This is a genomic window from Segatella oulorum F0390 (assembly GCF_000224615.1).
GTDB classification, from domain to species: domain Bacteria; phylum Bacteroidota; class Bacteroidia; order Bacteroidales; family Bacteroidaceae; genus Prevotella; species Prevotella oulorum.
The window spans coordinates 743,069-757,963 of sequence record NZ_JH114215.1 but is presented as its reverse complement, the minus strand read 5'-3'; the positions used below and the strand labels follow the sequence as shown (position 1 = coordinate 757,963).

General features: G+C 49.2%; 13 protein-coding genes and 2 pseudogenes. 2 read left to right on the top strand and 13 right to left on the bottom strand.

Annotated elements, in window-relative coordinates:
• From HMPREF9431_RS13755 to mltG, 5 genes and pseudogenes are all read right to left on the bottom strand, one after another.
• Positions 1-339, bottom strand: a pseudogene (locus tag HMPREF9431_RS13755) (IS256 family transposase, variant Zn-binding type); the annotation flags it as partial.
• Positions 340-345: 6 nt separating this feature from the next.
• A pseudogene (locus tag HMPREF9431_RS13750) lies at positions 346-393 on the bottom strand (hypothetical protein); the annotation flags it as partial.
• 230 nt (positions 394-623) lie between these two features.
• Complete coding sequence (locus tag HMPREF9431_RS13375; RefSeq protein WP_458693802.1) at positions 624-1,034, bottom strand: WYL domain-containing protein; 411 nt, start codon at positions 1,032-1,034, stop codon at positions 624-626.
• A 93-nt stretch (positions 1,035-1,127) separates the two neighbouring features.
• A complete protein-coding gene (locus HMPREF9431_RS13370) occupies positions 1,128-1,463 on the bottom strand; it encodes a hypothetical protein (RefSeq protein WP_004379662.1) in 336 nt (111 codons plus the stop codon).
• 295 nt (positions 1,464-1,758) lie between these two features.
• Positions 1,759-2,805: an endolytic transglycosylase MltG gene (gene mltG / locus HMPREF9431_RS03205; RefSeq protein WP_004379661.1), complete on the bottom strand. Its 1,047-nt coding sequence runs from the start codon at positions 2,803-2,805 to the stop codon at positions 1,759-1,761.
• A gap of 117 nt (positions 2,806-2,922) precedes the next feature.
• Between mltG and HMPREF9431_RS03200 the strand changes: the two genes are divergently transcribed.
• Complete coding sequence (locus tag HMPREF9431_RS03200) at positions 2,923-3,564, top strand: HAD family hydrolase (RefSeq protein WP_040560764.1); 642 nt, start codon at positions 2,923-2,925, stop codon at positions 3,562-3,564.
• 384 nt (positions 3,565-3,948) lie between these two features.
• Here HMPREF9431_RS03200 and HMPREF9431_RS03195 read toward each other — a convergent pair whose 3' ends face one another.
• From HMPREF9431_RS03195 to HMPREF9431_RS03175, 6 genes are all read right to left on the bottom strand, one after another.
• Positions 3,949-5,199: a TolC family protein gene (locus HMPREF9431_RS03195; RefSeq protein WP_404827953.1), complete on the bottom strand. Its 1,251-nt coding sequence runs from the start codon at positions 5,197-5,199 to the stop codon at positions 3,949-3,951.
• A complete protein-coding gene (locus tag HMPREF9431_RS13675; protein ID WP_404827951.1) occupies positions 5,144-5,281 on the bottom strand; it encodes a cytochrome c3 family protein in 138 nt (45 codons plus the stop codon). The genes HMPREF9431_RS03195 and HMPREF9431_RS13675 overlap by 56 nt, the downstream gene beginning before the upstream one ends.
• A gap of 134 nt (positions 5,282-5,415) precedes the next feature.
• Positions 5,416-6,021, bottom strand: a complete 606-nt coding sequence (locus tag HMPREF9431_RS03190; RefSeq protein WP_004379658.1) for a riboflavin synthase — start codon at positions 6,019-6,021, stop codon at positions 5,416-5,418.
• A 302-nt stretch (positions 6,022-6,323) separates the two neighbouring features.
• On the bottom strand, positions 6,324-7,937 hold the full coding sequence (locus HMPREF9431_RS03185) for a glycoside hydrolase family 10 protein (RefSeq protein ID WP_004379656.1): 1,614 nt from the start codon (positions 7,935-7,937) through the stop codon (positions 6,324-6,326).
• 26 nt (positions 7,938-7,963) lie between these two features.
• Positions 7,964-8,830: a type II pantothenate kinase gene (coaW, locus tag HMPREF9431_RS03180; RefSeq protein WP_004379655.1), complete on the bottom strand. Its 867-nt coding sequence runs from the start codon at positions 8,828-8,830 to the stop codon at positions 7,964-7,966.
• Positions 8,823-9,158: a cupin domain-containing protein gene (locus HMPREF9431_RS03175; protein WP_004379654.1), complete on the bottom strand. Its 336-nt coding sequence runs from the start codon at positions 9,156-9,158 to the stop codon at positions 8,823-8,825. Before HMPREF9431_RS03175 ends, coaW begins: the two co-directional genes overlap by 8 nt.
• Before the next feature lie 91 nt (positions 9,159-9,249).
• Here HMPREF9431_RS03175 and HMPREF9431_RS03170 point away from each other — a divergent pair, with 91 nt between their 5' ends.
• Positions 9,250-9,621, top strand: coding sequence for a hypothetical protein (locus HMPREF9431_RS03170; protein WP_004379653.1), 372 nt, complete (start codon positions 9,250-9,252; stop codon positions 9,619-9,621).
• A 100-nt stretch (positions 9,622-9,721) separates the two neighbouring features.
• On the opposite strand, the gene HMPREF9431_RS03165 is transcribed toward HMPREF9431_RS03170, so the two are convergent.
• Complete coding sequence (locus HMPREF9431_RS03165) at positions 9,722-11,230, bottom strand: BACON domain-containing protein (RefSeq protein ID WP_004379652.1); 1,509 nt, start codon at positions 11,228-11,230, stop codon at positions 9,722-9,724.
• A 15-nt stretch (positions 11,231-11,245) separates the two neighbouring features.
• Positions 11,246-14,545 (bottom strand): TonB-dependent receptor, encoded by a 3,300-nt coding sequence (locus HMPREF9431_RS03160; protein WP_004379651.1) that lies wholly within the window; start codon positions 14,543-14,545, stop codon positions 11,246-11,248.
• Between the last annotated feature and the right edge of the window lie 350 nt (positions 14,546-14,895).

Below are 14,895 nucleotides of genomic sequence, written 5' to 3'. Positions count from 1 at the left end.
AATATACCGAAGTCCGTCAAGATAATCTCTGTTGGTTTCGTTTTTGACAAACTTGCGATAGAGTATTTTGCCTGATGAAGCATCCTGAAACAGCATCACACCAAATGTCCTGGAAAAGTATGTTGTATCCAGTATTATTACTGCAGATTTGGGGTAAGTAGCAGTAAAGCTATCTACTACTAAGCTCAACCTACGTCGTATGGTTCGCTTTGAACATTTATAAAGAGTGGATAGATCAGAAATCGTTCGATTTGCCGTCAGATAGTCATTCCATAGAGAAATATTATTTATACGCAGATCACCTTGAAATTGTCTACCACAATCCTTGCAAAAATACATCTGAACAGTACGTCGATGCCCATTTTTTTTAACATTTGAGCTATTACAGAAGATACAGTTTTTTTATTCATAGGTTTTCAAATGCTGCAAAGGTAGTAAATAAAAGGATTCAGAGAGGTTTTCAGCCTACCAAATGTCCATTACGCCAAAATCTTTAAGTTTATTTGCTATGCTTAAAAGGGTGTGTTGGTTTTGTTGGTTGAAGTTCTCGTACCTGTCTATAAACGATAGCGCGTTTTTTAACGATATGTCTGGTTGCATAAGCAATTTTATATTATGAGTGATTATTCTCTGCATGGAGAGTTATCTGATTTATATTTATTCCCCATTTGCTGTATTTTTTCAGCAATTTCTTTTCGGAGCCACAGAGGTTGCATTACTTCAATGCATTCTCCATTCCACAGAAGTTCTTGCAGGAAGTCGAAAGTAGGGCGAACATCCATTGTAAAAATGCTATAATCAGGGTGACATTCTTTTTCTATCTGACTCTCATGTATAGGGAGATCGCGTAAATAATTAGCTTGAGTAGCCGACACTTTCAGAACGACATATTCTATATTAACATCGGCATTGGCTATTACCCCGATGCATCCATCGAAGAATGTATGTGGATTGAAGGCTTCTTGCGCATAGTTAAATGACTGCGAAGACAGTCGAAAATCCGTAATTCGGTCGAGGCAAAAGATTGTAATCATGTGGTTGAACTTATTCTTTCCGACCAAATACCAACACTGTCGGAATAGTTTCAGACACAGAGGCATAACGAAATGTTGGCGCTCACGATCTTGTCAATAATTATAATAGGTGATATGAATGAGTCTATTTTGTTTCATAGCATCCATAATGGCTTCTAAATAATCCGCAGCCGATGGAACCTCTTCTAAAAGAATTCTATCTTTGATGGATTTACAGCCGATAAGCGTGTTGCTTACTGTACAGGTTTTAAGCAGCCAATCCTCAATGTTTCCATTGTGAAGGTCGTTTGCATTGCTGATATAGTAACGATAGGTGCCTCCTTTCTCACATTCAATATTGAGCCCGAAAGTATCAAGAATATTCACACGCCATTTATGGAATGTACGTTTTAACAGCTCTTGCCCAGCGCTAAGGTCTTCGTTCTCCATCCACTTTTCATTCAAATCTTCAAACGAAATTCTTTTCGCTTTGTAGATGGTTTCGCAATCCAGGCCAATTTATTGGTTTGATTTAATGCCATATAGACAGCGTTTAAAGTTTTTTGTCGGCAAAGTTAGGGAAAAGGTGAGAATAATACGAGCATAGTATCATTTTATTTCGAAAAATAGAGGGGAAATAAAAAAGCATTTACCCCAAAGCTCTTATAGAGATTTGGGGTAAATGGTGCAAGTTTGTGCGCTAATGGCTGTGACTTTTCGCATTGAGAAAGCCTCTGCACGTTGTTTATTTTATGCCGCGTTCGTTGAGTGCCTTTGCATATTTAGCGGCATTGTCCATGTGTTCCTTGTAGGTTTCGGCGAAGTTGTGGGTGCCGCTGAAATCCTCCTTGGCGCACATGTAGAGATAGTTGTGATGAATGCGATTGAGCACAGCATCAATACCCGCGATGGAAGGAATGCGGATAGGGCCGGGAGGGAGCCCGGGGTTTTTGTAGGTGTTGTAGGGACTCTTGATGGAGAGCAGATTGTTGTAGATGCGTTTGAGTTCGAAACGCTTCCAAGCAAATTTTATCGTGGGATCAGCTTGCAGCGGCATACCTTTGGGATACTCGGCATTGCGCAATTTCAAGCGGTTGTAGTACATGCCTGCAATCATGGGTTTCTCGCTGTTGTTGGCCGTTTCCTCATCAACAATGCTGGCCAAGGTTATCACCTCGTTGTGGGTCAATCCTAATTGCGAAGCCTTTTGACTGCGCGTGGGATTCCAAAATCTGTTGTTCTCCTTTTGCATTTTCTCCAAAAACTTGTCCACGGGAATGTTCCAATAAACATCGTAGGTGTTGGGGATGAAAAGGCAAGCAATCGTTGCCGTGTCGTAGCCCAATTTCTGGCAAGTCGCTTCATCGGTCAGTGCACGATAGAGCGTAGTGCTGTCCATGAGAAGGCGTTTTGAGATTTCGCCAGCCAATTTATCCATGGTTCTCACGCTTGGAATGGTGAGACTCACAGGCGCTTGCTGCCCGTTGCGCATGTGGCGAAACACGCTGAAAGCACCGTCTCCGGGTGTAATGGCATAACGACCTGTGCGAATTTTGTCGGCATATTGCATGTGGCGCGCCAAGGTTCTAAAGGCGCACATGCCATGTTTTGAAGCAAATGGACTGAGTTTGCTGTACACAGAGTCTATGTTGTCGTTGCTGTCGATGCAAACATATTCCGTTTTGTCCTTAGTGGAAAATCCTTCAAAGAAATAATAATAGATGATACCAGTGACGACTGCCACGCAGACCAAGGCGGACAGAAGGTACTTCTTTTTCAATTCTTTTTTCATATTCTTCATTTGAAAATCGGTTGCAAAGTTACACCTTTTTTTCATCTACGCCACATAATTGACCTTTTTTTGCTAACTTTGCTTGCCGTTAAAACAGGGAGTATTACAGGAATAACGATGAACTATCAAACGTATATTTTTGATTTAGATGGCACACTTTTAGATTCGCTCACCGACCTTTATTTAAGTTGCAATGTGGCGCTCAAGCAGCATGGTTTGCCCGAACGCAGCTACGAGGAGGTGCGAATGTTTGTGGGCAATGGGGTGAAGAAGCTGATGGAACGCGCTGTTCCGGCCGATACGCCCACAGAGGTGTTTAACCAGGTTTATGAAGACTTTCGTGCGCATTATTTGTTGCACAATTTAGATCACACTCAGCCTTATGCGGGCATCCCCGCGATGTTGCAGGCGCTGAAGGCCAATGGCAAGCAGCTGGCGGTGGTGAGCAATAAATTTTATGCGGCGACACAAGCTTTGGTGAAACATTTCTTTGGCGACACCATCAGTGTGGCCATTGGCGAACGCGAGCAAATCAGGAAAAAGCCGGCACCCGACACGGTGGAGGAGGCGCTGCGGCAGTTGGGCGTGTCGCGCGAAGGAGCGGTGTATGTGGGCGATAGCGACGTCGATATTCTCACTGCGCGCAACACCCATTTGCCCTGCATCAGCGTGCTTTGGGGATTTCGCGACAAGGAGTTTCTGTTGGCAAAGGGGGCTACAACCTTGGTGGCACGTCCGGAAGAGATTTTGGATATCTGACGGCAGAGTTCGTCGTGTGGCATGAACGGAGTCTTCGTACAGAGCTGGAGAAACGCGTTAGTTACAGCGTATCTAATCTGTTTCTGAGAAAAAACGCGTTAGTTACAGCGTATCTAATCCGTTTTCGAGAAAAAACACGTTAGTTACAGCGTATCTAATCTGTTTCTGAGAAAAAACGCGTTAGTTACAGTGTATCTAATCTGTTTCCGAGAAAAAACACGTTAGTTACAGTGTATCTAATCTGTTTTAGAGAAAAAACACGTTAGTTACAGCGTATCTAATCCGTTTCCGAGAAAAAACACGTTAGTTACAGCGTATCTAATCTGTTTCCGAGAAAAAACACGTTAGTGAGCCGCTCGCTGATAAATCTTTGCGTAAAAATGATTATTTGAGGGTGCCCTCCTGATAGAATTGCAGCAGTTTGATGTTGAGGATAGCTAAATATTTGCTCTGTAGCTCGTTTTGCTGCGCTTTGAGCAGGTTGTCTTTGCCCGTCATGAGATCCACGATATTTTTTAGTCCCAAACTGAATTGTTCGTTGAGCAAGTCATAGCTTGTCTTGGCGCTCTGCGCGGTGATCTGCGCCGCTTTGAACATGTTTTGGTTGTTGTTGGCCTGCAACCAATAGTTTTCTATCGTTGCGTAGAGCGCCGTTTGCTTGTCTTTGAGCTCGAGCTGATAGTTGAGTTGCTGCAATCGGGCTTTGTTGACGGCGGTGGTCGTTTGGCGATTGTCAAACAGCGGCACGCTGATGCTTACACCGGCGCCGAGGCCAAAGTTGTTTTTGAGCTGCGTTCCCCAGGCTTTGTGGCTCATCGTGGTGGTGTTGGCATTGGCTCCGGCATTCAAACTAATGGTGGGCTGCCGCATGGCTTTGGCTATCTTGATGCTCAGGTTGCTGCTCTCAATGCCCAATTCGGCATTCTTAATCTCGGGACGATGGGCCACAGCCTGCTGATAGACGTTGTTGAGTTGAGGGATGAGTGCCAGCGCCATGTCGTCGGTGGTTTGGGGGGTGACGACTTCGAAAGGCTCGTTGTTGGTGAGTTGCAACAGCTGTTTGAGCTGGCGTTTATAGTCTTTCAATGCACTCTCGGCCTGCACCACGGCATATTCATCCTGCGCGCGTTGCGACGTGAGCTGCGCCAAATTGGCTTTGCTCATTTTCCCCACGTTGACCATCTCTTGCCCTCTCTCCTCGTTTTTAATGCTTGTGGCGAGGCTCTCTTGATTCACTTTGATGGCCTCGGTGGAGTAGAGGATTTGCACATAGAGTTGTGCAATTTGCTCAATGAGCGCGTTGGCCGTGGTGGCCGAGTCGAGTTTGGCTTGCTTCTCGGCATATTGGTTGAGTTTGATTTGGTTGCGGTTGCGGTTGCCGTTCCAAAGCATCAGATTGGCGCTCACACCATAGCTGCCGTTGTAGAATGTCTTGTCGACGCTGGTTTGCACGCGGCTTCCGGCTACCATATAGCTACCCACTTCGGGCCATGGCGTGTAAGAGACGTTGTGCGAGGTGTTGAAAGCTAACGAAGGGAGCAGTGCCGCCTGACTCTCTTTGATGTTTTCGTGCGCGTTTTTAACGTTGAGCTGCGTTTTCAGCATGTTGATGTTGTTTTGCAACGCATAATCGATGCAGGCTTGCAGCGACCATGTTTTGGCCGACAGCTCCATGGGGATTGTGGCAAGCGCAACACCTAAGCCGAGTAGTTTCCATTTTTTTCCCATTCGATAAACTATTATTTGGTTATTATTCATTCGTTGATTAGATGGTGAACAGGTCAAAAAGGTTTAGTGGACCTTTAATTTCTTAACATCTTTTAGTTTCCGCTTTCTTATTTAGTTCCGCTCCTATTTGGAAAGGCTTTGCAGGCGCGCAATGTATTTGCCGAGGATGTCGAACTCGATATTCGCCAGGCTGCCTTTGTGCATGTCGCAGAAGTTTGTGTGCTCCTTGGTGTAAGGAATGATGGCCACGGTGAATGTGTTGGCTGTGGGTTCGCATACGGTGAGCGAAACGCCGTTTACCGTAACCGAACCTTTGTCGACAGTGAAATAACCCCGCTGTGCCAGCTCCCTGTTTGCTGCATACTCAAAGGTGTAGTAGGTACTGCCATTGGCATTGTGCACGGCAATGCAGGTAGCGGTTTCGTCAACATGTCCCTGCACAATGTGCCCATCCAATCGGCCGTTCATCAGCATCGAACGTTCGATGTTCACTTTGTCTCCAACGTTGAGTTGCTGCAAATTCGAACGAATCAGCGTTTCTTTCATGGCTGTTACGGTGTAGGTGTCGCCGCTGATGCGAACCACAGTTAAGCAAACGCCGTTGTGTGCCACGCTTTGGTCGATTTTCAAGTCTTGCGCAAACGAGCAGCGCAGCGTGAAGTGCATATTGTCTTGTTCTTGCTCTATGGCTACGACGGTAGCCATTTCTTCGATGATTCCGCTAAACATTGTTGTTTTATTTTGAGGATTTAAAAAAGAAAAAAGGGGTTGCCCGATGATGTGATGAAACTCCGAGTAAATCATTATTTGAGTGTTTACCGCCTTTGTAATCCACCGGTCTGCGAGAGACTTCACTTCAAAGAAGCTTTATGTGGCCCGCCATTAGCAAGCAAAACGTGCTCGGTTTTCAATATTATTTGATGAGTATCCCAATCGAATCGGCACAACCCCTATATCTTTCTTGTTTAAAATTGTTGTCGATTTTGTTGTATGCAAAGGTAAGTTTTTTCGCGGAAACTGCAAACAAAAGCTTAGAATCTTTTCACGATGACGAAGGCAATGTGGTGGCTCACATCGGCTGCATTAAGGGTGCGCAGCTGATAGACTCCGTCGGTGATACCTTGCATGTTGATGACATTGTTGCGCACGCTGAGCGTTTGAAGTAACGTGCCGTCGAGGGCGGAGAGCGTGAGCAGTCCTTCGTTTGCATCGTAGTTGTCGGGCATGCGCAGCGTGTTGCCTGTGCACAACAGTGCATCGCTGGCAGGCGGAGTTTTCTTTTCGTTGCATTGCGTGGGCCGGCTCTCGTTGCCATATCGGTCCATTGCCGTGAGGGCGTAGTAGCGTTGGTTGCCTGCAGGAATATTGAGCTGCGCACTTGCATGACGCACGAGCATCAGGTTTTCGGCCTTCTCTGTGTCGACCGGCCATTGCTCGCTGCTATATAGATTATAGGTGCAGCCTGGTTGCGCCTGCCATGTGATTTGCGTGGCCATTGTGTGCACGTCTGAGGGTGCAGCGGGCTGTTGCTGTGCGCGCCATGTCAGTGCGGGCTGTAGGGCAGGAGTTGCATCAATGTTGTCGGCAGTGGCGGTGTAGATGCCCTTAGTATTGTCGGTGAAAAACTTGCTGCGGAAGTAGGCATGCCCCATACCGACGTGGCGTGCCACCAGCATTTCGCGGGTGATGTCGGTTAAAGGCCAATTCTTCTCCTGCGGCGCCATCATGTAGATGCCCAAACCCGGCACAACAATCTTACCTTGCGCCTGTTCCTGCCAGTCGAGGGCGAAGGGATAAAAATGGTTGCCTTTGAAATACATCATGGGATAGAGTTCGTCCATAAGTCCGTCGGCGAGCCACTGTTGCGCATTCTGCAGCACACGTGCGTAGGCATTCCAACCATGACTCCAATAGCGGGATAAGTCGTTGGCTTTGCCGATGGGCGAACAGCTCATGCGCACCCAAGGCTTGAGGGCTTTTACGGCGTTGGATGCGGCTGTGACGATGCTCGTAATGAACGTGCGGCCTTGGTCGGGCTTCACCTTGATGTTCCAGGTCTCGGGATAGCGGATGTAGTCTAAGTGGATACCGTCGACATCATATTTGCTGACGATTTCTTGGCACAACTTCGCAATGTGGCTGGCAGTTTGTGGCTTTTCGGGATTCATATAACCCTCGTCGCCAATCTTCACAATGAGTTGCGGGTAGCGCTGTCGCAGTCGTTTGCAGCCCAATCCGTTCCATTTCCCCACGGGAATCGACACGAGCCATGCTTGCACCGCCATGCCGCGTTTGTGGCATTCATCGATGGCAAATTGCAAGGCGTCGTAACCGGGTGATGTGCCCGGAACACCACTGAGGCAACCATCCCAAGGCTCGTAGTCCGAGGGGTAAATCACCGTTCCGCGGATGCGCGTCTGCAACAAAATGGTATTGACACCCGCCGCTTGGAGTTGGTCGAGCATCGTTTGGAGTTCGGCTTGCTGCTTCGCCCTCGACCGCTCGCCCTGCGCATAGTTGTGGGGCCAATCTAATCCGCCGATAGTGGTAAGCCACACGGCGCGCACCTCGCGTTTGGGCTGTGCTTGAATGGAAAGCCCGATAAGCATGCTTAAAACAAGCGTGTACCAAAATCTTCTAATCATTGTTTTCAAAATGTGAGGTGAGGGATTTAGTGTGTAGCAAAACTGTTGTTGCGATAGCTCAGCGCGGCACCGATGGCTGTGCAAAACTCGCTGTGTTTGGGAATGTGGAAGCGCACGTTGTAGAGCTTCTCCATGGCATCATAGACCTCACGACATTGGGGCAGCAACGTGAGGTTGCCAATGAGCACAAAATCTTTGATGCCGCTTTCCAAACTGCTCAGGATGGTGCTCGAGCCTACGGCCTGCAGCACCATGTAGATGAGTCCGATGGCGATGTCTTCGCGCGAGGCATTGGTTTTGGCATTGCTGAAGAGGCTCGCCGTGGCGCTCATCGGCAGTCCGGGAAGCGGATGGGCGCTGATGTCGCCAATGAGCAGATTGATTTTCGAGATATCGCCGGACTTAGCCAGTTCGGCCACTTGCTTGATATCGTCGGTCTTGAGCATGATGCGACTCAGCCCCTGCAAGGTGCCGCCGCCAATGCCCGTGCCACCGATGTGGCGGATGTTATCGCCGTCGCACTTCACGAGACTGGTGCCCGTGCCCATGCTCACGACAATCATCTTCTCCAAGTCGCTTTCATAGCGTGCCCCCAATCCGTCGGCGACAAATTCCTGCGCTTTGGCTGTGGGCAGCCCGTAGATGTCTTCGTCAATATAGGCCGCACCCACTCCCGTGACCATCACTTGCGCCACATCGCCCAGTTGGATGCCATTGTTGTGCAGATATTTTCCGAAGGCGCCATAAAGCGACGTGATGGGGTCGGTGGCTCTGATTCTGAACGGATTGAGCACGGTTCCTTCGGTGTTGATACCCACAATTTTGGTGGTGCTGATGCCCACATCAATACCGATGACGATACCCGTGTGGGGGTGTTCTGTGACATTACGCATGATGTTCGGGCACTATGCCTAAGAACACAACGTCTTCGGCGGTGAGGTTTTTATAGTTGTGCTGATGGCCCATGGGACAATAGTGCAGTTGCCCGGCACGGACAATCTCTTTCTGCCCGTCGCAAGTCACAGTGAGTTCACCCTGAATCACATAAATCATCTCGCTGTTGCTGCCGTGCAGGTGTGTGCCGGCCGAAGCCTGCGGCTTGAGCACATTGCGCATGATTTTCACCCGGTCGTCGGCAAAGCCGGCCATGTCGAGCTCGCCCTGTCCACCCTTGAAGCCATTGATGGTCTGCACCGTTATTTTATCGAAATCAATCACCATAATATCTTATCTGTATTTGAATTTATGGGAGCAAAGGTAATAAAAAAATGCGGGGTGGGGTAATACGATACCTTGAAAAAGGGTTGGATGTATGCTTCGTCCGTGGGCAACACATTGTTTTTCTCGAAAATGGCTGTTCCAACCCCTTGGAACATTTGTTTTTCTCGAAAACGGCTGTTCCAACCCCTTGGAACGTCTGTTTTTCTCAAAAATGGATGAGAACGGTGAGTGGTTTCGCTTGTTTTTGGTGAAAATGGATGAGAACGGTGGGTGGTTTCGCTTGTTTTTAGCGAAAACGGATGAGAACGGTGGGTGGTTTCGCTTGTTTTTAGCGAAAACAGATGAGAACGGTGGGCGAGTTCGCTTGTTTTTAGCGAAAACGGATGAGAACGGTGGGCGGTTTCGCTTGTTTTTGATGAAAACGGATGAGAACGGTGGGCGAGTTCACCTTATTATATTATAGCCGTGCCGGCCAGATTTGCTTTGCGCAAAAAAATCAGGAGGCATGCATCAAACGCATGCCCCCATCATTATTAAGAGAGTTATAAAGTTAGGGTGAATTATTATTTCGAATAGAAAATGGAGATGGCTTCGACGAGCCCTTTATAGGTGGTTTTTGCAGCGATGAGTGTGAGCTGATCACCTTCGGCCACGTGGAGCGTGCCAAACTCGCCTTTCTTTCCGCCCCAGCCCGTGGCCACACCATAGACATAGACGTTGCCGGTGGCATCGGTGAGGGCGAAGTTGCCATATTGGGTGAGGTCGAATTTGGTGTTGGCCTCGGTCGACTTACCCACCGTTCCCTTAATCATGTAGTAGGTGTCTTTGTTGTCGGGCTTTGCGCGGAAGTCGGCAATCGACACTTGTTCCACCTTTTTATGCTCTTCGATGGTGGCTTTCACCATTTGCGGGGTGGCGTTATATTGGCCGCGCTCGCCCACGAGGGTGACGATGTCGCCCACTTTCACACCCTTGGTTTGGAAGTCTTTTGCCTTATAAACAAAGACGCTGCCCGAGTGGTCTTTGAGGGTGAAATTGCCCTTTGTAGCATCTTTAACATCGGTCACAATGCCCGCGATGCGATATTGCGTGCTGCCCACAGCCGCTTTGTTGAATGCATCGATGGTGGCAGCAACGATGGCTCCCGTTTGCACCAATTGGGTTTGTGCGGTATAGGTTTTGCCGCCTTCAGTGGTGCGGAACGTAAGGGTGGTGCTTCGGTCGCCGCCGGTATTGGGCTGTGCGGTGAATTGCACGGTCGTTTTGGTCGCGGTGGACTGGATACCACTGATGGCGAGCCAACTTTTGGCATCGTTGGGAATATCAACCGAAACGCCTTGCCCCTTGCAAACCAAGTGGGCCGTGAAAGTGCCTCCGGCTACGGGGAGCGTGTCGTTTTCAACGGCATCGACCTTGATGAGCGACTTTTTCACGCTGATGAAGGTGGCATCTTTGAGCTGTCCCACGCCGTTGTAGGTGGAGCGTGGCCCTTCGACGGTCACTTCGTCGCCTACTTCGATGTTAAACGACTTCCAGGCATAGTTGCCGCCGGCATCTTTCGTGCCATAGACGTAGAGCTGGCCGGTGCCGTCGTTGAGATAGAAGTTGCCATAGGTGGTGTTGTTGATGGAAACGCAGGTTCCGGTGACGCGATAGCTCTTGTTGTCGACACCCGCGAGGACTGCGGCACAGGTGGCTTTCGAAACGGTAGGCAGGCCTTGGATGACGTTGATGTGCTGCGTCTCGCCGTTCGATGTAACAATCACTTCGGCCGTGCGACCGTCTAAGGATGCCGGTGCGGTGAACGAGATTTGGGTCTCGCCGGCGTGGCCCGTGGTAGGCGAAATGGTGAGCCATTCCACCTTATTCTTTTTGGTGGTCACCTTTTCGAGTTTCCAATCGCCCGCTGCATGGAGTGTGATGGTTGCGGTTGCCCCCTTTTCGGCAATCGAAACATACGACGAGGAGACGTGCAGGCCGTCGAGTTCGGTGATTGAATTGTCTTTGCTGCAGGCCGTGAAGAGCGCAATCGAAGCGCACACGGCGGTGACAATGCTTATTATTCTTTTCATTATTATCAATTTCGTTTAGTTGAAGAAATATTTTATGCCAATCGAAGCGTTCCAGCACTGGCCGATGGTGTGTTGCGGCACAAACAGCTGGGTTGAGCCGTTGATGGAAGCCGGCGTAGACCAAGTGGCATATCCGCTGGCGTCGACTCCTTCGTATTTCAGCACCTTCAGCTCTTGACCGATTTGAGGGTTGAGGTATTTCATCACGCCCCAACTTGAGTTGAACAGGTTCATGAGGTTTTTGATGTCGAAACTCAACTGCAAGGTGTGCTTGGTGCTGCCAAGGTTGAGTTTGAAATCGTGCTTGTAGCTGAAGTCGATGCGGTGAACCCATGGGGTGTAAACACTGTAGGGCTCGGCATATTCGCCTTGATGATTTTTGAGCGACTTGTTGGCGTGCACAAAGTCCATGAAACGTTTGCGGTCGTCGGCGGTTTTGAAGCGGAAGTCGCCATTGGCCACTTGCTCGTCGGTTGGAATGTAGATGGCATCATAGAGATAGCCGTCGCCGTTGACATCATTGGTAGCCATGTAGCTGTAGTTGTAGCCGCCACGCCATGTCTCATAGATGAAACTATAGTGGTTGCCGCTCTTGTCGTGGATAGATGCCGAAGCTACGAAGCGGTCGGGGGTTACATATTGCGAATTGTGGAGCTTGATGTAGTTCGCACCCTCTACGGTCGGAATATAGGTGAAGGCCGATTTCGCATTAGAGCCCGGCATCCCCGTGATTTCCTTTGAAACGGTGTGTGTATAGGCGCCCATGAGGTTGAGCCATTCGACAGGCTGTGCATTGAACGAAAGATTGAACGACCATCCATAGCCCTTGCTGGTATTTTCGAGCACGAAAGCGCTGGGATTGGTCGATGCACCGGCGGGATAAATGGGACGATTGTCTACGCCGTTGAAACGAGCGAAGCCGCCCACGTTGGGAATGCTCCAGTCTGCAATCTTAACAGCATTGATGGTTTTGTTATAAATACCTTCGGCTGTCACAGTGAGGGGGAACGAAACCGGCACCTGATAGTCTACAGCCAACGAGGTTTTCCACACTTGTGGCATCTTGAACTTAGGGTCGACGGCAGCAATCTGCGAGGGTACCGAACCCGTTTCGGGTGAGATGGTAGATGGGAAAATCTTTTGTCCGCTGGCATTGGTCATGTTGACGAGCTTATTGTAGAGGGCTTCGATGGTAGCTTTTCCGTTGGCGTCGGTCACCAGGCCGCCGGCAAAATCGTTCATCGAGTAACCAAGTCGGCTACCATTGCGCGCATTGAGTTGTGCCTGATACTGCACCATGCCGCTGTTGGTGGGCATGTTGGTGAAGAACACCAAGGGTAGACGACCAGAGAAGAAACCCGTTCCTCCGCGCAGTTTGAGAGTTTTATTGCCTAAGACATCGTAGGTGAACCCAATGCGCGGCGACACCGTGAGACTTGACGAGGGCCATTTGCCCGTGTCGATGTGGCGCCCATTGTAGTCGAGATTGTAGATGGCGTTGTTGCGCATCAAGTCGCTATTGTTGAAGAAGAGGCCATCGAAACGCACACCATAAGTGAGTTTCAGCTTGTTGTTTACTTGCCATTCGTCTTGCCCATAGATGCCCAACGTGTTGAACTGCACGCGCGAGGTGGGATTCTTTTCACCGTTGTAACCATAGGTGAGGCAGACGATTTCGGGTGCGGCACCCGTGAGGAAGTCGTTGACGCTGGCATAACGATAATAGCCTGTTCCGTTGCGCATATAGGAATTGTCGGCCATTTGATGTTCGAACTTCATGCCGGCAGTGATTTTGTGGTTGCCGGTGAAATAGGTCACATCGTCTTTGATATTCCAAATCTTGTTGTGCACCGCATTGTTGTGGGTGAAGAGTTCTTCGCCGAGCGACATGTAGTTGCTGGTGGTGCCCGTTCCGTCTAAGATGTCGATGAAGGGGAATGGGGAAGAGTTGGTGAAACGCTGGTCGTCGAGTTTCGAATAAGTCGCCAGGAATTGGTTGGAGAGTTTCTCACTGATGCGGCTGTTCAAGTCGAATGTAAACGAGTGCACGAGGTTGTCCATGGCATACATCGAGTTGGCAAAAGCCATGGAGTGGTCGGATGTGCGGGCAAAAGCCGATGACGGACCGCCATCCATTGACGACATGTTGGGTGCATTCCAACCGCGGTTCTTGGTGTAGTTATAGCGCAGTGCCAAGTGGTGCTTGTTGGTGATATTCCAATCTAAACGCGCCAGGATTTTGTAGTTGGTTTCGTCGGCCGGGAAGTTGGTGTACGACCCGGTGTCGTAGCCATAGCGTGTGGCAACATATTGGGAGACGCGCTCCATGTCGGCAATCTTTGTGCGCGAGATATAGTTGTTAGCGTTGGCCACTCCGTCGGCCGATGCACGCCAGCGGTTGGCAATGGTTGGCGTTTGAATGGTTTCGCCGTTGACGAAGAAGAACAACTTGTTTTGAATGATTGGACCGCCGAGGGTGAAACCATAGGTGGTGCTGCGGTCGGTATTACGTGCACCGTCGATGGCCAGTTTGTCGACAGCATCGCCGCGCAGGTTCTCATTGCGGTGGTAGATGTAGGCACTGCCTTTGAAGGTGTTTGTTCCCGATTTGGTGATGGCATTCACGCCGCCGCCGATGAAGTTTGTCTGGCGTACATCAAAGGGCGAGATTACCACTTGCAGTTCGTCGATGGCATCAATCGAGATGGGGTTGCCGCCGCCGGGAAGTTTCGAACTCAAGCCGAAGTTGTTGTTGAAGTTGGCGCCGTCAACGGTGAAATTGGCCGTTCGGCCGTCAGATCCGGCAAAGAACATACCGTTGCCACCATAGGGCGAGAGGCGCGTTACATCGGTGATGCTGCGGCTCACGGTGGGCAGGTTCACAATCTGACTGTTGTTGATGTTGGTTGAAGCACCGGTTTTTTCGGCGGCAAATTTCGAGGCCGTTGCGCTCACCACCACTTCGCCCAGCACGGTAGCGTCTTCAGAGAGCTGCACGTTGAGGTTGTAGACTTCGCCCAACTGCAACTGAATGCCTTTGTAGCTTTTCGATTGGTAGCCGATGTAACTCACGGTGACTTTGTAGGGACCGCCCGTGCGCATGCCTTGAATGTTGAACCGGCCATCGGCATTGGTCACAGCAGCATAGCGTGTGCCCGACGGTTCGTGGATGGCTTGCACGGTGGCGCCGACGATATCTTCGCCCGTGCCTTGCAGACTAACCTTACCACTCATGGATGAGGTGGTAACTTGTGCCATGACCGTCGTTGCGCACAACAGCATCAGGCTCAATAGGAGATGCAATTTCTTTTGCATAGTTTTAACTGAAATTTTAAGAATAGGTTGTGGGGATGAACCCCGATTTGACTAAGTTGGTGCAAATATAATTAAAATATATAAAAAGTAGTCCCTCGCGCATGTTAAATCTTTCAGTTGATAGCGAAATAACACTTTTACGATGGGTAGGGTTTTATGAGAATAGCTATTCTCGCTCATTTTTCTCAAAAAACAAGCGAAACATCCCCAGCATCTCACGCATGTGTTTTCAACGTAATGGACATTTGGTAGGCTGAAAACCTCTCTGAATCCTTTTATTTACTACCTTTGCAGCATTTGAAAACCTATGAATAAAAAAACTGTATCTTCTGTAATAGCTCAAATGTTAA

What these genes read in the sequence shown, in the direction of transcription:
- HMPREF9431_RS03165 (WP_004379652.1), bottom strand. Translation starts at nt 11,230, where the DNA reads ATGAAAAGAATAATAAGCATTGTCACCGCCGTGTGCGCTTCGATTGCG.
- mltG (WP_004379661.1), bottom strand. Translation starts at nt 2,805, where the DNA reads ATGAAAAAAGAATTGAAAAAGAAGTACCTTCTGTCCGCCTTGGTCTGC.
- HMPREF9431_RS13375 (WP_458693802.1), bottom strand. Translation starts at nt 1,034, where the DNA reads ATGATTACAATCTTTTGCCTCGACCGAATTACGGATTTTCGACTGTCT.
- HMPREF9431_RS03185 (WP_004379656.1), bottom strand. Translation starts at nt 7,937, where the DNA reads ATGATTAGAAGATTTTGGTACACGCTTGTTTTAAGCATGCTTATCGGG.
- HMPREF9431_RS03170 (WP_004379653.1), top strand. Translation starts at nt 9,250, where the DNA reads ATGCTTCGTCCGTGGGCAACACATTGTTTTTCTCGAAAATGGCTGTTC.
- HMPREF9431_RS03160 (WP_004379651.1), bottom strand. Translation starts at nt 14,545, where the DNA reads ATGCAAAAGAAATTGCATCTCCTATTGAGCCTGATGCTGTTGTGCGCA.
- HMPREF9431_RS13370 (WP_004379662.1), bottom strand. Translation starts at nt 1,463, where the DNA reads ATGGAGAACGAAGACCTTAGCGCTGGGCAAGAGCTGTTAAAACGTACA.
- HMPREF9431_RS03200 (WP_040560764.1), top strand. Translation starts at nt 2,923, where the DNA reads ATGAACTATCAAACGTATATTTTTGATTTAGATGGCACACTTTTAGAT.
- HMPREF9431_RS13675 (WP_404827951.1), bottom strand. Translation starts at nt 5,281, where the DNA reads ATGGAAACTACTCGGCTTAGGTGTTGCGCTTGCCACAATCCCCATGGA.
- coaW (WP_004379655.1), bottom strand. Translation starts at nt 8,830, where the DNA reads ATGCGTAATGTCACAGAACACCCCCACACGGGTATCGTCATCGGTATT.
- HMPREF9431_RS03175 (WP_004379654.1), bottom strand. Translation starts at nt 9,158, where the DNA reads ATGGTGATTGATTTCGATAAAATAACGGTGCAGACCATCAATGGCTTC.
- HMPREF9431_RS03190 (WP_004379658.1), bottom strand. Translation starts at nt 6,021, where the DNA reads ATGTTTAGCGGAATCATCGAAGAAATGGCTACCGTCGTAGCCATAGAG.